General features: G+C 63.5%; 16 protein-coding genes. 7 read left to right on the top strand and 9 right to left on the bottom strand.

What is annotated here, in order from left to right; genetic code table 11:
* Nucleotides 1-7 precede the first annotated feature (7 nt).
* Together ACWTU7_RS08185 and ACWTU7_RS08180 are read right to left on the bottom strand one after the other, a co-directional pair.
* Nucleotides 8-1,084: a quinone-dependent dihydroorotate dehydrogenase gene (locus tag ACWTU7_RS08185; RefSeq protein ID WP_455838421.1), complete on the bottom strand. Its 1,077-nt coding sequence runs from the start codon at nucleotides 1,082-1,084 to the stop codon at nucleotides 8-10.
* Nucleotides 1,081-1,431, bottom strand: coding sequence for a DUF952 domain-containing protein (locus ACWTU7_RS08180; protein WP_455838422.1), 351 nt, complete (start codon nucleotides 1,429-1,431; stop codon nucleotides 1,081-1,083). The genes ACWTU7_RS08185 and ACWTU7_RS08180 overlap by 4 nt, the downstream gene beginning before the upstream one ends.
* A gap of 169 nt (nucleotides 1,432-1,600) precedes the next feature.
* On the opposite strand from ACWTU7_RS08180, the gene ACWTU7_RS08175 reads away from it, so the two are divergent.
* Both ACWTU7_RS08175 and ACWTU7_RS08170 read left to right on the top strand, forming a co-directional pair.
* Complete coding sequence (locus ACWTU7_RS08175; protein ID WP_455838423.1) at nucleotides 1,601-2,038, top strand: hypothetical protein; 438 nt, start codon at nucleotides 1,601-1,603, stop codon at nucleotides 2,036-2,038.
* 123 nt (nucleotides 2,039-2,161) lie between these two features.
* On the top strand, nucleotides 2,162-2,821 hold the full coding sequence (locus ACWTU7_RS08170) for a response regulator transcription factor (protein ID WP_455838540.1): 660 nt from the start codon (nucleotides 2,162-2,164) through the stop codon (nucleotides 2,819-2,821).
* Between the two features lie 124 nt (nucleotides 2,822-2,945).
* Here the strand turns inward: ACWTU7_RS08170 and ACWTU7_RS08165 are convergent, their stop codons facing one another.
* Entirely contained in the window at nucleotides 2,946-6,434 is a 3,489-nt protein-coding gene (locus ACWTU7_RS08165) for a PAS domain-containing hybrid sensor histidine kinase/response regulator (protein ID WP_455838424.1), read from the bottom strand.
* A gap of 231 nt (nucleotides 6,435-6,665) precedes the next feature.
* Here ACWTU7_RS08165 and mscL point away from each other — a divergent pair, with 231 nt between their 5' ends.
* Complete coding sequence (gene mscL, locus ACWTU7_RS08160; protein WP_455838425.1) at nucleotides 6,666-7,088, top strand: large conductance mechanosensitive channel protein MscL; 423 nt, start codon at nucleotides 6,666-6,668, stop codon at nucleotides 7,086-7,088.
* Between the two features lie 110 nt (nucleotides 7,089-7,198).
* Complete coding sequence (locus tag ACWTU7_RS08155; RefSeq protein WP_455838426.1) at nucleotides 7,199-8,365, top strand: pyridoxal phosphate-dependent aminotransferase; 1,167 nt, start codon at nucleotides 7,199-7,201, stop codon at nucleotides 8,363-8,365.
* Between the two features lie 33 nt (nucleotides 8,366-8,398).
* Here the strand turns inward: ACWTU7_RS08155 and hemA are convergent, their stop codons facing one another.
* Nucleotides 8,399-9,676 (bottom strand): 5-aminolevulinate synthase, encoded by a 1,278-nt coding sequence (gene hemA / locus ACWTU7_RS08150; RefSeq protein WP_455838427.1) that lies wholly within the window; start codon nucleotides 9,674-9,676, stop codon nucleotides 8,399-8,401.
* 275 nt (nucleotides 9,677-9,951) lie between these two features.
* Between hemA and galE the strand changes: the two genes are divergently transcribed.
* From galE to ACWTU7_RS08135, 3 genes are all read left to right on the top strand, one after another.
* Nucleotides 9,952-10,947 (top strand): UDP-glucose 4-epimerase GalE, encoded by a 996-nt coding sequence (gene galE, locus ACWTU7_RS08145; RefSeq protein ID WP_029356763.1) that lies wholly within the window; start codon nucleotides 9,952-9,954, stop codon nucleotides 10,945-10,947.
* Nucleotides 10,948-11,049: 102 nt separating this feature from the next.
* Nucleotides 11,050-12,300, top strand: coding sequence for a D-amino acid dehydrogenase (locus tag ACWTU7_RS08140; RefSeq protein WP_455838428.1), 1,251 nt, complete (start codon nucleotides 11,050-11,052; stop codon nucleotides 12,298-12,300).
* An 18-nt stretch (nucleotides 12,301-12,318) separates the two neighbouring features.
* Entirely contained in the window at nucleotides 12,319-14,124 is a 1,806-nt protein-coding gene (locus tag ACWTU7_RS08135) for an alanine racemase (RefSeq protein WP_455838541.1), read from the top strand.
* On the opposite strand, the gene ACWTU7_RS08130 is transcribed toward ACWTU7_RS08135, so the two are convergent.
* Genes ACWTU7_RS08130 through ACWTU7_RS08110 form a run of 5 tightly spaced genes read right to left on the bottom strand, consistent with a single transcriptional unit; the run spans nucleotide 14,125 to nucleotide 19,322 of the window.
* Nucleotides 14,125-15,495 (bottom strand): FGGY-family carbohydrate kinase, encoded by a 1,371-nt coding sequence (locus ACWTU7_RS08130; protein WP_455838429.1) that lies wholly within the window; start codon nucleotides 15,493-15,495, stop codon nucleotides 14,125-14,127.
* Nucleotides 15,492-15,809, bottom strand: coding sequence for an L-rhamnose mutarotase (gene rhaM / locus ACWTU7_RS08125; RefSeq protein WP_455838430.1), 318 nt, complete (start codon nucleotides 15,807-15,809; stop codon nucleotides 15,492-15,494). The genes ACWTU7_RS08130 and rhaM overlap by 4 nt, the downstream gene beginning before the upstream one ends.
* Nucleotides 15,809-16,810 carry an ABC transporter permease gene (locus ACWTU7_RS08120; protein ID WP_455838431.1) on the bottom strand — a complete coding sequence of 334 codons (1,002 nt, stop codon included), beginning with the start codon at nucleotides 16,808-16,810 and terminating at the stop codon, nucleotides 15,809-15,811. Before ACWTU7_RS08120 ends, rhaM begins: the two co-directional genes overlap by 1 nt.
* The gene (locus ACWTU7_RS08115) at nucleotides 16,807-17,784 is read right to left on the bottom strand and encodes an ABC transporter permease (protein WP_065005821.1); all 978 of its coding nucleotides are present in this window, start codon (nucleotides 17,782-17,784) and stop codon (nucleotides 16,807-16,809) included. Before ACWTU7_RS08115 ends, ACWTU7_RS08120 begins: the two co-directional genes overlap by 4 nt.
* On the bottom strand, nucleotides 17,781-19,322 hold the full coding sequence (locus tag ACWTU7_RS08110) for a sugar ABC transporter ATP-binding protein (RefSeq protein ID WP_455838432.1): 1,542 nt from the start codon (nucleotides 19,320-19,322) through the stop codon (nucleotides 17,781-17,783). The genes ACWTU7_RS08115 and ACWTU7_RS08110 overlap by 4 nt, the downstream gene beginning before the upstream one ends.
* Nucleotides 19,323-19,337 lie beyond the last annotated feature (15 nt).

Here is a 19,337-nt window from a genome sequence, read left to right as displayed (position 1 = left end):
CTTCGGGTTAGAGCGGCTTCGACGCCCATTGATCGAGGCTGGTATCGCGCAACTCGCGCAGCGACTTGAGCCGTTGCATGTCCGCGAACCGGACCATCCCGCCAAGAATGCGGCCCGGTAGTGCCGGCCCAGCATAGATCATGCCGGTGTAGAGCTGGACGAGATCGGCGCCGGCGCGGATCTTTTCCAGCGCCGTCTCAATGGAATCGACGCCGCCGACGCCGATGATGGCGCGGTCCGGGCCAAGCAGTTTGCGCATCTTTGCCAGCACGATGGTCGAGCGCTCGAACAACGGTTTTCCCGAAAGCCCGCCGGTCTCGCCGGCAAGATCGGCGCTGCGCAGCCCCGGCCGCGCGATGGTGGTGTTGGAGACGATGAGGCCGTCTATTGCCTTCTCGGTAACCTCGGCGGCGATATCCTCCAGCTCGGCCTCGACCAGGTCCGGCGCGATCTTGAGGAAGACGGGCGGCTGCGCTGCAGCTGCCGTACGTGCGGCCATGACGCGCGACAGGAGCTCGCCAAGCTGTTCACGGGCCTGCATGTTGCGCAGACCCGGCGTGTTCGGCGAGGAGATGTTGACCGCCAGGTAGCTGGCGGATGGCGCAAACCTGACAACGCCGCGTTCATAGTCACTGACGCGGTCGGTGCTGTCTTTGTTGGCACCGATATTGACGCCGACGATGCCGGCGCGGCCCTTGCGGGCAGCAAGCCGTTCTTCGGCAGCCTGGTGACCCTCATTGTTGAAGCCCAGCCGGTTGATCACCGCTTCGTCCGATGTCAGCCGGAAGATGCGCGGCTTCGGGTTGCCGGCCTGCGGCCGCGGCGTGATCGTGCCGACCTCGGCAAAGCCGAAGCCGAGGCCAAGCAGCGCATCGGCAACCTCGGCGTTCTTGTCGTAGCCGGCAGCCATGCCGAGCGGATTGGGGAAGTCGATGCCGCAGACGCTGACTTTCAGCCTGTCGTCGCGCACGGGTCTCCCGGCTATCGGCAACCCGCATTTCAGCGCGGCGATCGACAGGCCGTGGGCTGCTTCCGGATCGAATGCGAACAGGAACCTCTGGCCGAGCCGGTCGAGCACGCTCATTCGGCCTCCAGCGTTGGGAATTGGTGCAGGCCATCGGTGCCCAGCGGCAACGGTTGCACCCAGACAACGGCCTTGAGGTCGAGCGGGCCGTAAAGATGCGGGAACAGCGCGCCGCCGCGCGAGACCTCGTATTTCAGCAAATCACCCAGTTTGGCGCCATCGATGGCGACCAGCAGCAGCCCGGTCTGGCCGGCAAAGTGTTTTGTCGCCGTTTCCCTGGCCTGGCCAGCGGTGGAAAAATGGATGAAACCGTCGGCGACATCGATCGGCGCGCCGGTGAAGCGGCCATTTCTTTCGGCCTCGCGCCACAACGCTTCAGGTACTATCTTGTAGATAATCTGAGACATGGTTGCGCTATAGTCCGAACCAACCATACGGGGAAGAGGCAAGCAGGTTCCGGAAAAGTGTCACACAGTTTTTCCGACAAGAATCTGCGTTAAGGCAAAGGCTAGGATTCTTCCCCATTTCCGGCGCAAACATGCGATAAATTGCGCTTACTGGCCCATGGAGGACAATATGCGTCCGCAGCACGTCTTGATTCCCGCAGCGCTCGTCTCGCTCGTCGCGGCATCGGCCTTTTCTGAGGAAGCCGACCGCTACCGGCTGGAAAAGTCGGCCACCGGCTATGTCCGCATGGACACGCAGACCGGTGCGATGTCGATCTGCGAGGAGCGTTCCGGCCAGCTCATCTGCAAGATGGCGGCCGATGAACGCGCCGCCTTCCAGGACGAGATCGACCGGCTGCAGAATTCGGTGAAGGCGCTCGACCAGCGCGTCGTCAAGCTCGAGAACTCGCTTGCCGCCCGCTTTGAGTCGACATTGCCCAGCGAGGAGGATTTCAACAAGACGATGAGCTACATGGAGCGCTTCCTGCGCAGCTTCATGGGTATCGTCAAGGACATGGAAAAGGACAGCGGCGAGGATGGCGCCAAGCCCAATTCACAAAAAACCTGAGCACCATTCACCCGGGGGAACCCGGCGCATAGGCTTGCCGCTTGAAAACGGCTGGTATCGCCGCATAATCGTTCGACTGATCCCGTAAGAAGCAGACAATCAGTGGGATTCGGGGAGGGCCATGTGCCGTCAGGCTACACTTTCGTCATCGCTGACGATCATCCGCTTTTTCGCGGCGCGCTGAGAGAGGCGCTTGCCGGCATCGGCAATGTCGCCGGGATTCACGAGGCCGGCGATTTCGAAAGCGCCAAGGCGCTGGTCGTGGCCAATGAGGACGTCGATCTGGTGCTGCTCGACCTGTCCATGCCGGGCGCGAGCGGCCTTTCCGGTCTGATCTCGCTGCGCGGCATCCACCCGACGGTGCCGCTGGTGGTGGTGTCGGCGCATGACGATCCGGTGACCATCCGGCGCGCGCTTGATCTCGGCGCTTCGGGTTTCATTTCCAAATCGGCCAGCATGGAGGAAATCCGCAGCGCCGTGCAGTCGGTGCTTGCCGGCGACATCGCCGCGCCCACGGGCATCGATCTCGGCGTCGAGCGCGATCCCGAGATATCCGATCTGATCAAGCGGCTGCAGACGCTGACGCCGCAGCAGACGCGCGTGCTCGGCATGCTGGGCGAAGGGCTGCTCAACAAGCAGATCGCCTACGAACTCGGTGTCTCCGAAGCGACGATCAAGGCGCATGTCTCGGCCATTTTGCAGAAGCTTGGCGTCGACAGCCGCACCCAGGCGGTGATCCTGCTCTCCAGGATCGGCAGCGACCCGTTGCAGGCAGCCAGCTGAGCTAGAGCATTTTGCAGCCAAGTGGAATCACTTGCAGCGGCTAAAACAAATAGATAGAGCGGGGTGCCCGTTCAATTGAACGCATCCCGCTCTAGCATCCTGGTCAACAGAAAGAATATGACCGTTACTCGGCCGCGGACGCCAGCGGCCTGACCCTCGCCATCATCGAGCGCAGCACCGCTGGTTTGAGCGGCTTATTGATCACCGGCACGTCGAGCCTGCCGGCGGTGGCGCGCACCTCGCTCGAGCGGTCGGCGGTGACCAGCACGGCCGGCATGTCCTGGCCGTGGATCGCACGCAGTTTGACGATCGCCTCAAGGCCGGTCTCGCCGTCGAGATGGTAGTCGGCAAGCACGATGTCGGGGCGATGCATGACGGACCCCTCGAGATCCCCCGAGCCGGCAAACGTGTCGACGCTGCAGCCCCAGCCTTCGAGAAGCAGCCGCATGCCGTCGAGGATGCGGGCGTCGTTGTCGATACAGAGCACTCGGAGCCCGGCAAGCGAAGCAGCAGTGCGGACCGGCGCCTTCGCCTCGACCTCGCGCCGCGGCTGCTGTACTGCCGCGACCGGCAGGATGACGGAAAAGCGCGTGCCCTTGCCCGGGCTTGAAAAGATCCGGAGTTCGAGGCGCAAGACGCGAGCGATGCGGTCGACGATGGAAAGGCCGAGCCCGAGGCCGTCAGCTTCGCGAGCACCCTCGTCGAGCCGGGTGAATTCGTGAAAGACTGTGTTCAGCTTGTCGGCGGCAATGCCGATGCCGGTATCGATCACCTGGATCTCGGCCAGTTCGCCGCGACGCCGCACACCGACCAGGATGCGGCCATGGCGGGTGTATTTGATGGCATTGGATACGAGATTTTGGATCAGGCGGCGCAACAGATTGCGGTCAGTCGTCACGCTGAGCAACGATGGCATGATCGTCAGGCTGAGTTTCTTCTCGGCGGCAAGCGGCTGGAAGTCGTTGCCGATCTGGCGCAGCAGTCCGTCCAGGCTGAAGGCCGTATCGTCCGGTTTCATCGCACCAGCGTCGAGACGAGAAATGTCGAGCACCGCACCGAGAATAGTCTCGACCGATTCCAGCGAGGATTCGATGTTGATCGCAGCCTTGCCCGCAGGTCCCTTGCCGGCCTTTTCGATCAGCGACGAGCAATAAAGACGAGCAGCGTTCAGCGGTTGCAGGATGTCATGGCCGGCGGCCGCGAGGAAGCGCGTCTTGCCGAGATTGGCCTCCTCCGCCAGCATCTGCGCCTGGGCCAGCTCCTCGTTGACGCGGGTCAGTTCGACGGTGCGGTTTTTGACGCGCTGTTCGAGCGTTTCATTGGCGCGCTTCAGCGCCAGATCCTGCTCGACGCGTCCGGAGATGTCGGCATAGGTGGCGACGATGCCCCCGTCCGGCATCGGGTTGGAGCGCAATTCCAGGATCCGGCCGCTGGTCTTCAGCTCCATCTGCCACGGGCTGACGAAACTGGTGAGACGGTTGAGCATTGTTATCCGCTGGTCTGCCGGAATGTCGCCACGCTCGGCAAGGTGGCGCAGGATGCGATCGAGCGAGACGCCGACCTGGCCCATTTCGTCGGGCAGGTCGAACAGCGCCCGATATTGGCGGTTCCAGCAGATCAGCCTGAAATCCCTGTCGAAGACGGTGATCCCCTGTTCCATCTGGTCGAGCGCGATCTGCAGCAGGTCGCGGTTGTGCTGCAGCGCCTCGGTGGCGTCGTCGAGCAGGCGGAAGGCGTCCTTGGATTCGCGGTCGTTGCGGCGCAGCAGCAGCGACAGAATCAGCCGCGCCGAGGAGGAACCGACGGCACTTGCCAGAAGCTGCTCGGAGAAGCGGATGACGTCCATGCTGGCCTGCTCGTTGCCGTGCAGCGAAGCGCCGTTGCTCTTTTCGAACGACTGAAAGGACCGTTCGGTGCGTTCGACGCCGAGGTAGCGCGCGATGGTGTCCTTCAGGTCGTTGACGGTAACGGTGGTGCGGAAGCGGCGCAGGCTCGGCATCGGGCTCGCCTCACGCGGCACGAAAATCGATGCCTGGATGCGCTCCAGCGGCACCGACGCGCGCGACAGCGAGCCGAACACGAAGAACAGCGTGTTGACCGACAGGCTCCACAGGACACCGTGGTTCAGCGGCTCGGCGACGGTGCCGAACAGCGCTTGCGGCCGCAGCGCTTCGAAACTGAACAGGCCGTGGACGACGATGCCGGTATCGGACGCGGCGAGCGAAGGAAGCAGCAGCGTATAGCTCCACACGACGATACCGGCGACCATGCCGAGTGCCGCCCCCCTGCCATTGGCGCCCCGCCAGATCAGTCCGCCGATCAACGCCGGCGCGAACTGCGCGATCGCGGCGAAGGACATCAGGCCGATAGAGGAGAGCCGCGCGCTGTCGGTGCTCTCGCGATAGTAGAGGAAGGCGATGAACAGCATGATGAAGATCGCCGCACGTCGCACGTTGAGGATGAGCGCTGACCAGTCCTCATTCTCGGACGTCGTGGTCTTGAGCAGGCGACGCACAAACAGCGGAATGACGAGGTCGTTGGAGATCATGATCGACAGCGCGACGCTTTCGACGATCACCATCGCGGTCGCTGCCGACAGGCCGCCGATGAACGCCGCCATGGCCAACACATCGTGACCGCCGAGCAGCGGCAGCGACAGGACATAGAGGTCGCTGCTGGTCCTGGTGCCGACCAGCGCCAGGCCGGCGAGCGCGATCGGCAGCACGAAAAGGTTGATCGCCACCAGATAGAGCGGAAACACCCACGTCGCGGTGCGCAGTTCGGCCTCGCTGCGGTTCTCGACGATGGTGACGTAGAACTGTCGCGGCAGCATGATGATGGCGAAACCGCTCAAACATGTCAGTACCAGCCAGGTGGCGAGCGACGTGCTGTAGCCCATCGCCTGCCGCACTTGCGTATTCTGCGCGAGCTTGTCGACCATATCGCCTGGGCCGCCGAAGATCAGGAAGGTCACCATCAGGCCGATCGCCAGGAAGGCGGCGAGCTTGACCACGGTTTCGACCGCTACCGCCAACACCAGCCCATCCTGATGTTCGGTGGCGTCGGCATGGCGCGTGCCGAACAGAACCGCAAACAGCGCAAGCAGCATGGCGACGACCAGCGAGATGTCGCTGACGAAGGGATCGAAGGAAGGTGGCGAGCCGGTGTAATGCTCGACCATCAGGCTGACCGAGCCGGAAATCGCCTTCAGCTGCAGCGCCATATAAGGCACCGCGCCGATCGTCGCGATCAGCGTAGCAATCGCTGCTACGGCAAAACTCTTGCCGTAGCGGGCGCCGAGGAAGTCGGCAATCGAAGTGATCTTCTCTGTCTTGGCCAGCCTGACGATGCGCCGAAGCAGCGGAAAGCCGAACACGAACACCAGCACCGGGCCGATATAGATGCCGAGGAATTCAAGGCCGCGCTCGGAGGAAAGGCCGACCGAACCGAAGAACGTCCAGGAGGTGCAGTAGATCGCCAGGCTGAGCGCATAGATGAAGGGCCGGGCCCGGTCAGGCCCGGATGTCGTTGAGCGCCGGTCGCCGAGGCTGGCGATGACGAACAGCAACGTCACATAGGCGATCGCGATGATGACGATGAACCAGCCCTGCACGGCCTGAAAATCCTCCCTTGCCGATTTTGCATCCGGCCTGCTGAGACGCAATCACAGCTTGGCGATCAAGTCCATCGCGGCTTTCGGCGCAGGATGGCGCGGCTTCGGAAATTTGGCCGGCGGAAACGGTCTTTTGTCCATGCTGCAACCGCAGGTTTTTGCTATTGTGCCGGTGGAGCCAACGAGCGGGCGAGGGGCGGCGGCCTGGCCCGTCAGAACAAGGAGGGTCGAATGCTGAAAGAATTCCAGGAATTCATTTCCCGGGGTAATGTGATGGACTTGGCCGTCGCCGTCATCATCGGCGCTGCCTTCAGCAAGATCGTCGATTCACTGGTCAACGACATCATCATGCCGATAATCGGGGCGATTTTCGGCGGACTCGACTTCAACAATTATTTCCTGCCCTTGTCCTCAGCCGTCAACGCCACATCGCTGGCGGACGCCAAGAAACAGGGCGCAGTCTTCGCCTATGGCAGTTTCATCACCGTCGCGCTGAATTTCATCATCCTCGCCTTCATTATCTTCCTGATGGTCAAGGCCGTGAACAATCTGCGCAAGCGGCTGGAGCGTGAGAAGCCAGCTGCGCCTGCCGCTCCGCCGCCGGCCGATGTTGCGCTGCTCACCGAAATTCGCGATCTCCTCGCCAGGAAATAATCCGAAGACAGATTCCCTGGACCAAAACCCCGGTCGTTTGCGGCCGGGTTTTCTATTTTCGCCTGTCGTAAAACACGCTAGCAGTCCAGAAGACGAAAACGGATCTATCCATGACCTTGATCGAGAATTTGCGCGCCGAGGCTCGGGCCGCGCCGGAAAGCGGCATTGTCGCCGTCATGAACCGCGGCCGCGACCGCGACGGCATGATCCCGCTCTGGGCCGGCGAGGGCGACCTGCCGACGCCCGCCTTCATCACCGATGCCGCTGCCCGGGCGCTGGCCGGCGGCGAGACCTTCTATACCTGGCAGAAAGGCATCCCCGAGCTGAGGCAGGCGCTCGCCCGCTATTACGTAAGGCATTTCGGCAAGAGCTTTGCCGAGGAAGAATTCATCGTCACCGGCTCGGGCATGCACGCCATCCAGCTGGCGCTCGACGCCGTCGCCGGGAAGGGGGACGAACTCGTCTATCTGTCGCCGGCCTGGCCGAATTTCGCCGCAGCCGCCGGCGTGGCGGGCGCCGTCCCGGTCGCTGTCACGCTCGACCTGTCCGGCAATGGCTGGTCCTGCGACGTCGGCAAGATTGAGGCGGCGATCACGCCAAGGACAAAGGCGCTGTTCGTCAACACACCGTCCAATCCGACCGGCTGGACCGCCGACAGGGAGACGCTGCAGGCGATCCTCGACCTTGCCCGCGAAAGGAACCTATGGATCATCGCTGACGAGATCTATTCACTGTTCCACTACGGCGACAGTCGCGCGCCGTCCTTCATCGACATCATGGCCGACGAAGATCGCATCCTCTTCGTCAACAGCTTCTCCAAGAACTGGGCGATGACCGGCTGGCGCGTCGGCTGGATCAAGACCCATCCTTCGCTGCAGCAGGTGTTCGAGAACCTGGTCCAGTATTCGACCTCAGGCGTTGCCCAGTTCATGCAGCGCGGCGCGGTCGTCGCGCTCGACGAAGGCGATGCCTTCATCGCTGAGCAGGTGGAGCGGGCAAGGGCTGCGCGCGACCTGGTCTGCGGCATCCTGGCTGCGACCGGCAGGGCACGCTTCACCGTGCCGCAGGGCGCGTTCTATCTGTTCTTCGCGGTCGACGGCATCACCGATTCACGCGCCGCCGCCTTCGACATCGTCGACCGCGCCAATGTCGGTCTGGCACCCGGAACCGCCTTCGGCCCCGGCGGCGAGGCCTTCCTCAGGCTGTGCTTCCACCGCCGCCTCGACCAGCTCGAGGAAGCGGCGCACCGGCTGGCGAAGTGGATGACGAGTATGTGAGTTGCCTTCGATCCCCGAGTTGAAACTCGGGGATCAGCCGCCGGACTTCGGCACAAGCAACGGAATGACGCGGTCGCTTTCCCTCACCGAAGGCCGGCCCGCAGAACCGTAAGAGATACCCAAAGCATCCCAAGTCTCAACCAGCGCATCCTGAAGTTCCGCGATCAGGTGATCCGAATGGAACGGCGTCGGCGTAATGCGCAGCCGTTCGGTGCCGCGCGGCACGGTCGGGTAGTTGATCGGCTGGATGTAGATGCCGTGGACGCCGAGCAGGCGGTCGCTGGCCATCTTGCAGAGCTCGGGATCGCCGACGAGCAGCGGCACGATGTGGGTAGCGGAGTCCATCACCGGCAGGCCGGCGGCGGTAAGAACCTGCTTGGTCCGCGTCGCCTGGCGCTGCTGTGCGTCGCGTTCGGACTGCGAGCGCTTCAGATGGCGGATCGACGTGGTCGCCGCGGCGGCGATGGCCGGCGGCAGCGCCGTGGTGAAAATGAAGCCCGGCGCATAGGAGCGCACGGCATCGATCACAGCATTTGTGCCGGTGATATAGCCGCCGAGCGTGCCGAACGCCTTGGCCAGCGTGCCTTCGATGATGTCGATACGGTCTGCCAGCCCTTCGCGCTCGGTGATGCCGCCGCCGCGCGGTCCGTACATCCCGACGGCATGGACCTCGTCGATATAGGTCATGGCGTTGTACCGCTCGGCAAGATCGACGATCTGCTTGATCGGCGCGATGTCACCATCCATCGAATAGACGCTCTCGAAGACGATCAGCTTGGCGCGTTCGCGGCCCGCCGCCTGCAACAGGCTTTCAAGATGCGCAACGTCGTTGTGACGAAAGATCTTCTTCTCGGCGCCCGACCGCCGCACGCCCTCGATCATCGAGGCGTGGTTCAACTCGTCCGAGACAATCAGGCAGTTGGGCAGAAGCCGCGCAATGGTCGAGATCGAGGCTTCGTTGGAGACAAAGCCCGAGGTGAAGACGAGTGCGGCTTCCTTGTCGTGCAGGTCGGCCAGTTCCAGTTCGAGCTCGACCAGCGGATTGCTGGTGCCGGAGATGTTGCGGGTGCCACCGGCGCCAGATCCCATCTTGCCGGCGGCGTTCTGCAGCGCAGCGATGACGTCTGGATGCTGACCCATGCCGAGATAGTCGTTGGAGCACCAGACGGTGATTTCCTGGGCGCGGCCGTTGGCGCGCCAGATGGCGCGTGGGAATTTCCCCACGATGCGCTCGAGGTCGGCGAAGATGCGGTAGCGACGCTCTGCATGGAGCTGGTCGATCGCGTCTTCGAAGAAACGCTGATAGTTCATTTCGGCTTCCCAGTTTTGCGTGGGATCATAATCATTGCCCTATTCGACGTCCACTTGGCCTTTTTGGTCAAAATGCCACGCCCCAAGCCTGTTCCTAACGACCACGGATCATGGCCTATTCCCTTGATGTGCATGAATTTTGTTTCAGGACTATGCCACGCGCCGATGAGACTGGTTGCCGCAGGCACTAATGCTACTAATGACCTAGCGGCAGGCTTTCCAGTAAGGCAGGTGTTGAGACAGTTTCCGATAAATCTTGAGCAGCGAGGACGCGGATGACGGTTTTGGTGACAGGCGGCGCCGGCTATATCGGCAGCCATATGGTCTGGGAGCTGCTGGATGCGGGCGACAGCGTTGTCGTCCTCGACCGGCTTTCGACCGGTTTCGAGTGGGCGGTGGCGCCGGAGGCAAAGCTCGTTGTCGGCGATGTCGCCGACAGGGAGCTGGTCGGCTCGATCATCCGCGACAACAAGGTCGACGCGATCATCCATTTTGCCGGCTCCATCGTGGTTCCTGAATCGGTTGCCGACCCGCTCGGTTATTACGAGAACAACACCTGCAAGACGCGCACACTGATCGAGACCGCAGTGCGCGAAGGCGTGCCCAATTTCATCTTCTCCTCGACCGCCGCCGTCTATGGCGGCGCCGGGCTGGAGCCGGTGCGTGAAGATGCCCGCCTTGCACCGGAATCGCCCTACGGCCTGTCCAAGCTGATGAGCGAATGGATGCTGCGCGACGCCGCAATTGCCTATGGTTTGCGCTATACGGCGCTGCGCTACTTCAACGTCGCCGGCGCCGACCCGAAGGGCCGCACCGGCCAGTCGACGCCTGGCGCCACGCATCTGATCAAGGTCGCCTGCGAGACGGCGCTCGGCAAGCGACCCCTTATGCAGGTGTTCGGCACCGACTATCCTACGCCAGACGGCACCTGTATGCGCGACTATATCCATGTCAGCGATCTGGCGGTGGCGCATCGGCTGGCGCTGGAACGGCTGCGCGCCGGCGGGACAAGTCTCGTCGCCAATTGCGGCTACAGCCACGGCTATTCGGTGCTCGAGGTGATCGACAGCGTGCGGCGCGTCTTTGGTCATGATTTCGAGGTGCGGATGGGCGAGCGCCGTCCGGGCGACGCCGCAGCGGTAGTCGCTAATTCGGAGCTGGCGCGCCGCGAACTCGGCTGGACGCCGCAGCGCGACGACCTCGACCTGATCGTCGCCGACGCGCTGGCCTGGGAGCGCATTCTGACCGGCAAGAATTCGTCGCGGGGCTGAGACCAAGTTCTTAGCTCGAAAGCTCCACGCAGAAGCGCTATTGAAGGAGCTGCGCGGCGCAGCGTAGGCGCATTTGGCCGCGTGTGACTTTGGGGGGGCGGCATGAGAATATTGGTGCTCGGAGCCGGTGTGGTCGGCACGGCGGCCGCCTATTATCTGGCGAGCGACGGCCACGAGGTGACCGTCATCGAGCGCCATCCGATGGCGGCGCGCGGCACCAGCCAATCGAATGCCGGGCTGGTGTCGCCGGGCGACGCCACCGCCTGGGCCTCGCCCGCTGCGCTGAAGACGTTCCTGCGCGCGCTTTACAACCACGATCTCGGCATCAAGGTGCGGCTGCGCTTCGATCCCTATTTCTTCGCCTGGAGTCTGCGCTTCCTGCGCCAGTGCACGCGAGCGCGCCTGCGTGCCAACACCGAAATCAAGCTGCGCCTGGCGCTCTATTCGCGCGAGTGCATCAACGCCATCTCGGCCGACACCGGCATTCATTATGATGAGCGCAAGAAGGGCATCCTCTACTTCTTCCGCTCACAGCAGAGCCTTGATACCGGCACCGACAATTACCGCTATCTCGCCGAGCACGGTCTGCCGATCGAGATCGTCGGCCGCGACCGGCTGGTCGAGCTAGAGCCCGGGCTTGCCGGGGCCAAGGATAAGATCGCCGGCGGCGTCTATTCTCCGATCGACCAGACCGGCGACTCCAGCCAATTCACCCGGAACCTCGCCGCCTATGCCGCCGGGAAACTCGGCGTGCAATTCCTCTACGGCACGACGGTCGAAGGCCTCGACATTGAAGGCGATCGGGTGCGCGCGGTGATGACCTCGGCCGGTCCGGTCGCCGGCGACGCCGTGGTCATATCAATGGGACCTGAAAGCGGCCTGCTTGGTCGCCGCTACGGCCTCGATCTGCCGGTCTATCCGGTCAAGGGCTACACCGCGACCGTGCAACTGGAGGACGAGAGCAAGGGGCCGACCATGGGCGGCGCCGACGAGGATCAGCTCATCGGCTATTCCAGGCTCGGCAACCGGCTGCGGCTCGCTTCGACAGCCGAGTTCACCGGCTTCGACCGCACCCACAAGCCGAGCGATTTCGCCGCCATGTTCAGGACTGGCAACGATCTGTTCCCGGGTGCCTTCGACGAGAACAAGGCCGAGCTCTGGGCCGGCTTGCGGCCGATGATGCCAAACTCGGTGCCGGTCATCGGCCAAGCGCGCTACAGGAATCTGTACCTCGACACCGGCCACGGCCATGTCGGCTGGACAATGGCCTGCGGTTCCGGAAGATTCCTTGCCGATGTGGTCGCCGGCCGCAAGCCGGAGATCGACCCGCAAGGGCTGGTCTACAAAGGCTAGTCCGGACCGCAAGTCGCCATCAACCTTGGCCGCATCGAGCGCAATGCGCGCACGATCGTCGACCGCTGCGCGCTGTCCGGCATCAAGGTATTCGGCGTCACCAAGGGAACTTGCGGCATGCCGCAGGTGGCGCGAGCCATGCTGCGCGGCGGCGTCGCCGGCATCGCCGAATCGCGCTTCGAAAACATCCGCCGCCTGCGCGACAGCGGCATCAATGCGACGATCATGCTGCTGCGCAGCCCGCCGATGGCGCGCGTCGAGGAGGTGGTCCGAACCGTCGACATCAGCCTGCAATCCGAACTCGCCACCATCCGCGAGCTGTCGCGTATCGCCGCGCGCATGGGCCGCGTCCACGACATCATGCTGATGGTCGATCTTGGCGACCTCAGGGAAGGCATCTGGCCGAACGATCTCGTGCCCACTGTCGAGCAGATACTGGCACTCAAGGGCGTGCGCATCGCCGGCATCGGCACCAATCTCGGCTGCTTCGGCGCCATCATGCCGACGGAGGAAAATCTCGGGCAACTTGTCGCCCATGCCTACAAGGCCGAGCGTCTGTCCGGCGCAAGGCTCGACTGGATATCAGGCGGGGCGTCATCGTCGCTGACGCTGCTGCTCGAAGGCAGGCTGCCCGCCGGCATCAACAATCTGCGGGTCGGCGAAGCAATCCTGCAGGGTGGCGTCGAAACCTTCCGCGAGACGCCGTGGGCCGAACTGGAACCCGATGCCTGCCGCCTGACCAGCGACATCATCGAAGTCAAGCTGAAGCCGTCGCGGCCGATCGGCCAATCCGGCTACGACGCTTTCGGCAACCAGCCGGTGTTTCCCGACGAGGGCGACAGGTTGCGCGCCATCGCCAATATCGGCCGCGAGGACGTTTTGATCGAAGGTTTGACGCCGATTGCCAAGGGCGTGCGGGTGCTCGGCGCCTCCAGCGATCATCTGCTCCTCGATGTAACCGACGCCGACCCGCCACCCGCCGTCGGCGACCGTGTCGCCTTCCGCATGAGCTACGGCGCCATGCTGTTGGCGATGACCTCGGAATATGTCGAAAAGGCCCCGATGCACGATGTCGAGGATTTCTCCGGCCGCAAGATGGTGCAGATCACAGCCGAACCAGCGGCCGCCGGCATCCTCGCCAGGGAAGCGACCGGCGCCCGGCTGGAGGCGATGAATTTCGATGTCGTCGAGCTGGCCGATATCGAGCGGCCGCCATCCGGCCTGGTCCGGCTCACCGCCGGAAGTGACCGGCGCATCGCCCACAAGGCGCTGACGATGACCGCGCGGGCGACACACTCGTTTGGCCTGATCTGGATCGATTCCATCGCCGCGCTGATGCCCGAGGACGAAGACGGCATCGACCTGCCGGAACGTTCGGTGCTGGCGCGGGCGCTCGGACTCGATCACAAGCCCGGCGCGCTGCAGCCGCAACTGTCGCCGGAAAACGTCGTCATCGTCGGGCTGCGCCATGCCGATCCGGCCGAAGCCCGGGTGCTGAAGGATTCGCGCGTCTCCGCCTTCACCATGACCGACATCGACGCCATGGGCATGCGCGACCTGATGCACGAGGCGATCCGCATCGCCACCTCCGGCACGCAAGGCTTCCATGTCAGCTATTCGCCTGAGGTGACCGAATTCGCCGGCTGGGCGGCTGGCTCCGGCGGCATCACGGTGCGCGAAACGCATCAGGCGATGGAGGCCATCGCGCTGTCCGGCGGGCTGTTGCCGATGGATGTTTCCGGCCTGACAGAAGGTTTGGAACCGCGGATTGCGATAGACACCGTCAACTTCATCATGTCGGCTTTCGGCAAGCGGATTTTGTGATCAGCCCCGCGCGTCGACCGCCGCGCGCCATGAGCGCGCATAATCCGCCCAGGCTGGGTCGGCCGGCGGTTCCATCCCTTCGCCTTTGCCTTGGACCGTTCTTTGGTCCGACGCCAGCAAGGCGGCGCCGATGCTGGTGCCGGTCGCAGCCTCGGACGCAATGACGGCACGCGCCGTCGCTGCAGCCAGCATCTGCGTGAAAAGCCGGCTGCGGGCGAACGGGCCCTCGACGATGATCGGACCGTCGGCACCGATCAGATCGAGGCAGGTCGCGGTCATCAGCGCCAGGTAGAAAGAGATGGCGGCAAAGCGCTGGCCGTTGTTGATGCCGTCGGCGTCGAGCCATGCGGCGGTGTGATGCGGGAACGGCCCCGAACCTTGTTGGGTCGAAGGCAGCAGGGATGTCTTCCCAGCGAGCACTGTGGCGACATCCTCTTCGGTCCAGCCTTCCGATTGGCCTTCCGTCAGCCGTGAAAATTCGCGACCCCCCATGAAGCGCGCCGATGGCACCGGATCACCGAGCGCATTGACGTTGACCAGCGTGTCGCGCGCCGGATCGAGCGCGATCTTGTTGCCGCCGACGGCCATCGACACCACCCAGGTGCCGGTCGAGACGACCGAGAAGGGCTGTCTGTCGGACAGGAGATGCGGCAGCAGCGAGGCATTGGAATCATGCAAGCCGCAAAACACCGGCGTCTGCGGATCGAGCCCGGTTACCTTGGCAAGGGCGGACAAGATTGGGCCAAGGCGGTCCTTGGCCGGCCGCACCGGCGCCATCAGGCCGCGCCATTGCATCTGGTCGACGAGTGACGAAAAATCCGCTTTCCATGGGTTCCACAGATCGGTGTGGCAGCCGAGCGAGGTCACCTCGTTGGCGGCGACGCCGGTGAGGCGAAAAGCCCAGTATTGCGGATACATCAGGATCGCGGCGGCCTCGGCGAACTCCGCCGGGAAGTTCCTCTGCTGCCAGAAGAACTGCGCGCCGAGATTGAGGCCGACCGGCAGGCGCGGCGTACCCGTCTCGGCAAAGGCCGGACGGATCGCGTCATAGTCCTGGGCAAGGGCGTCGGGCCCGGTGAATTCATAGTCGAGCACCGGCAGCGCCAGCTCGCCGGCAGCGTCCACCAGCACGCCCGTCGCGCCATGGGCGGTGATCGATATCGCGTCGATGCGCTGTTCGCGATTAATCCCGGCGAGGCTGTCGACAATGAACGACCACAGAAGCTCGACATCGTGGTGCGGGTAGGGACCGTCGGCAACGGGCGCATTCGCCATGCGGCGCAGCGCGACTTCGCGCATGTCGGCGAGATCGACCAGCGCTACCTTGGCATTGGTCTTGCCGATATCGATGACGGCGACGTGGTGTGTCATTCCATATGGAACATGGTTTCCAGCGGCACCGCCACCGGCTCGTTATCAGGCTTGGTCTCCATGATGTCGGCCATTTCAGCCCACCAGCGCTGTATCACTGGGTGCTTCGGCAATTCATCCATGCCGTGGTCGTCACGCCGCCACAGCACGCCGAACAAGGTGTTGGTCTCTTCGTCGAGATGGATCGAATAGTCGAAAACGCCTGCCTGCTTCAACAGCGCCACCAGCGGCGGCCAGATGTCGTCATGGCGCCTTTTGTATTCGGCCTTCATGCCCGGATTGAGCTTCATCTTGAACGCGTATTTTTCGGCCATCAGGTGAAACGCTCCCGACGCACCCGCCGCCAGACGATCGGCAGCGCGATGACGATGATCAGCAGCAGGCCGATGAAGATCGACATGACGATGCCGGGCACGTTGAGCAGCCCCAAGCCAAAAGTCACCAGCCCCATGATGAAGGCGGCGAGCACGACACCCAGAATGCTGCCGGCGCCGCCCAGGATGCTGACGCCACCAAGCACCACCATGGTGATGACTTCCAATTCGTAGCCTTGCGCGATCGACGGTCGGGTCGAGCCGAGCCGCGAGGTGATCAGCACCGAGGCGATGCCGGCCATCAAGCCGGTCAGGCAGAACAGGATGAACTTGATTCGGCCGACGCGCACGCCGGAAAACTGCGCCGCAACCGGGTTGTTGCCGATGGCGAAGACGCGGCGGCCGAAGCTCGTCCGGTGCAGTAGGAACCAGTAGACGACCGCCGCGACGAGGAGCAGCGTCAGTTCGAACGACACCACCCACCAGACATAGCCTTGGCCGAAGAAGGCGAAGCTCGGGGGATAGCCCTTGTAGGCCTGGTCGCCGAGGACGATGAAGGCGATGCCGCGAAACAGGCTCATCGTGCCGATGGTAACGACGATCGACGGCAATCCCAGCCTGGTGACGAGCAGCCCGTTAAAGGCGCCGCAGCCAAGCCCGACCACGATGCCGATCGCCACCAGCACCGGCGTGCCGGCGCCGGCCTGCACCGCCATGCCCATCATCGTCGAGGCCAGCGCAATGATGGCGGCGACCGACAGGTCGATCTCGCCGGAAATGATCAGCAGCGCCATGGCAAGCGCGATCAGCGCCTTCTCGGTGAAGTTGAAGGTCAGGTCAGACAGCGACCACGCGTCGAGGAAATAGGGCGAGGCGAAGCTGTTGACGGCAAAGATGGCGACCGCCACCGCGACCAGCAGCGCCTCCCATGAGAAGATCGCCGCGTTGAGCGGCTTGTCGAGCCGGTCGGGAATGTGGCGTGGGGCTCGGGTGTCGGTCATGCCGCTTCCGCCTTTTTGAGGATGATGCGGCCTTGCCGGCGTTCGCCGCGCGCATTGAGCACCACGGCCAGGATGATGGCGCTGCCCGAAATCGCCATCTGCCAGAAGGGCGAGATGTTGATGACCGGCAGCGCATTGGAGATGATGCCGAGGAACAGCGCACCGAGCACTGCGCCGCCGACCGAGCCGATGCCGCCGGCGATCGAGATGCCGCCGATGACGCAGGCGGCGATGATGTTGAGCTCGTAGCCATTGGCGACCTCGACCGAGGCGATGACGTAGCGCGAAATCCAGAGATAACCGCAGAGACCGGCGGCCATCCCCGAGATGCAGAAGACGATGAACTTGGTGCGGCCGACATCGATGCCGGCATAGACCGACGCCGTCGGATTGACGCCGATGGCGTAGATCGAGCGGCCGAGCGCGGTGCGCGTCATCACGAGGAAGAACAAGGCGATGACCAATATGGCGATCCACGACAGGACCGGGATGCCGAGAAAGGCCGCGCGCTGCAGGCCGATGAACTCAGGGCTCATCTGGTCGGCATTGACCCAGGCGCCGCCGGAGATGACGAAGGTGGCGCCGCGGTAGATGGTCAGCGTGCCGAGCGTCACCACGATTGACGGGATGTTCAGCCGCCATACCAGCAGGCCGTTGATCACGCCGAGCACCAGTCCGACTAGCAGTGCGATGACGATCAGCAGCGGGATCGGGATTGCCGGATGCGCGGCGTTCAGCATCGCCACTACCATGCCGGTGAAGCAGAGATTGGACGCCATCGACAGGTCGATCGAGCGGGTCAGAATGACAACCATCTGACCCAGCGCCAGGATCATCAGGATCGAGGTGTCGTTGAACACCTGGCGCAGATTGGCCGGATTGGCAAAGCCCGGAAAGCGCATTGAGATCAGCCCGATCAGCACGACGATGGCGGCGAGAAGCCAGACTTCGCGATTTTTGAGAAGAGCCTTCATGCTGCGATCCCCGCTGCCGTTCTGACCAGCGTTTCGGCGTCGAGCCCCTTGTTGTCATAGACCGAGGCGATGCGGCCCTCGCGCATGACGATCACCCGGTCGGACATGCCGAGGATCTCGGGCAGTTCGGACGACACCATGATCACCGACAGGCCCTGCGCGACGAGCTCGGCCATGAAGCCGTGGACGGCGGCTTTCGAGCCGATGTCGATGCCCTTGGTCGGCTCATCGAGGATGATCACCTTGGGCGCGGTAGCCAGCCATTTGGCGATGACGATCTTCTGCTGGTTGCCGCCCGACAGCGTGCCGACATCCTGGCTGAGCGAGGAGGCGCGCAGGTCGAGCCGCTCGGTGTAGGAACGGGCCAGCGCGAACTCCTCCGCCAACCGCAACACGCCTGACTTGGACGTGCGCTTGAGTGAGGGCAGCGAGATATTCTGGAAGATCGGCAGGCCGATCACCACGCCTTGCTTGCCGCGCTCTTCAGGCACATAGACGATGCCGGCATCGATCGAATCCGCCGCCGATTTCGGTACGATCTGTCTGCCTTCCAGCATGATCGTGCCGCTGCTGGTGCGGGTGATGCCTGATATCGCCTGCATCACCTCGCTGCGGCCGGCGCCGACAAGGCCGTAGAAGCCGAGGATTTCGCCCTTGTGCAGCTCGAAGCCGATGTCGTCGAACTCGGTCGGATGGGATAGGCCGGAGACAGTGAGCACCGGCGCGCCGATCTCGGCCTTCCGCTGCGGAAAAATGTGATCGACGGCGCGGCCGACCATCATGCGCACGATCTGGCTCTGGCCGGCATCCCTGATCAGGCCTTCGCCGACCATTTCGCCGTCGCGGAACACCGTATAGCGGTCGGCAATGCGGTAGATCTCGTCGAACTTGTGGCTGATGAACAGGATCGCCTTGCCTTCGCTCTTCAGGAATTCGATGAGCAAAAAGAGCTCCTCGATCTCCTTCAGCGACAGCGCTGCGGTCGGCTCGTCCATGATGACGATCTGGGCGTCGATCGACATGGCGCGGGCGACTGCCACGAGGTGCTTGTTGGCGATACCGAGGTCCTTCAGCCGCGCGTCGGCGTCAATGTGGCCGGCACCCATGGTGTTCAATACTTCACGGGCATTCTTGCGCATGGTGCGCCAGTCGATGGTGCCGAAGCGCGACCGCGGCGCGTGGCCGAGAAAGATATTCTCGGCCACCGTCAGGTCGTCGAACAGCACGGTTTCCTGGTGGATGGCGGTGATGCCGTGCCCGAAGGCGGCATGAGCGCTGGGCAAGGTGACGGCCTGGCCATCGATGCTGATGGTGCCCGCATCCGGCTGGTAGATGCCGGTCATGATTTTGACCAGCGTCGACTTGCCGGCGCCGTTCTCGCCGATCAGAGCGGTCACCTGGCCGGGATAGAGCGACAGGCTGACATCATGCAGCGCGCGCACGCCGGGAAAACTCTTCGAGATGCCGGACAGGGTCAGCCGCGGAGCCGGAGCCAAAGGCTGCCCGGTCGTCGGGTTGAGTTGGGCTGTCGTGTCCATAGTCGTATCAAGCCC

This window comes from Mesorhizobium sp. BHscii (assembly GCF_053848065.1).
This window is presented reverse-complemented; position numbering and strand designations above follow the sequence as displayed.

Bases quoted from the DNA above. Each gene is read 5' to 3' on its own strand.
- ACWTU7_RS08185 (WP_455838421.1), bottom strand. From the start codon at position 1,084: ATGAGCGTGCTCGACCGGCTCGGCCAGAGGTTCCTGTTCGCATTCGAT.
- ACWTU7_RS08180 (WP_455838422.1), bottom strand. From the start codon at position 1,431: ATGTCTCAGATTATCTACAAGATAGTACCTGAAGCGTTGTGGCGCGAG.
- ACWTU7_RS08175 (WP_455838423.1), top strand. From the start codon at position 1,601: ATGCGTCCGCAGCACGTCTTGATTCCCGCAGCGCTCGTCTCGCTCGTC.
- mscL (WP_455838425.1), top strand. From the start codon at position 6,666: ATGCTGAAAGAATTCCAGGAATTCATTTCCCGGGGTAATGTGATGGAC.
- ACWTU7_RS08155 (WP_455838426.1), top strand. From the start codon at position 7,199: ATGACCTTGATCGAGAATTTGCGCGCCGAGGCTCGGGCCGCGCCGGAA.
- hemA (WP_455838427.1), bottom strand. From the start codon at position 9,676: ATGAACTATCAGCGTTTCTTCGAAGACGCGATCGACCAGCTCCATGCA.
- galE (WP_029356763.1), top strand. From the start codon at position 9,952: ATGACGGTTTTGGTGACAGGCGGCGCCGGCTATATCGGCAGCCATATG.
- ACWTU7_RS08140 (WP_455838428.1), top strand. From the start codon at position 11,050: ATGAGAATATTGGTGCTCGGAGCCGGTGTGGTCGGCACGGCGGCCGCC.
- ACWTU7_RS08130 (WP_455838429.1), bottom strand. From the start codon at position 15,495: ATGACACACCACGTCGCCGTCATCGATATCGGCAAGACCAATGCCAAG.
- rhaM (WP_455838430.1), bottom strand. From the start codon at position 15,809: ATGGCCGAAAAATACGCGTTCAAGATGAAGCTCAATCCGGGCATGAAG.
- ACWTU7_RS08120 (WP_455838431.1), bottom strand. From the start codon at position 16,810: ATGACCGACACCCGAGCCCCACGCCACATTCCCGACCGGCTCGACAAG.
- ACWTU7_RS08115 (WP_065005821.1), bottom strand. From the start codon at position 17,784: ATGAAGGCTCTTCTCAAAAATCGCGAAGTCTGGCTTCTCGCCGCCATC.
- ACWTU7_RS08110 (WP_455838432.1), bottom strand. From the start codon at position 19,322: ATGGACACGACAGCCCAACTCAACCCGACGACCGGGCAGCCTTTGGCT.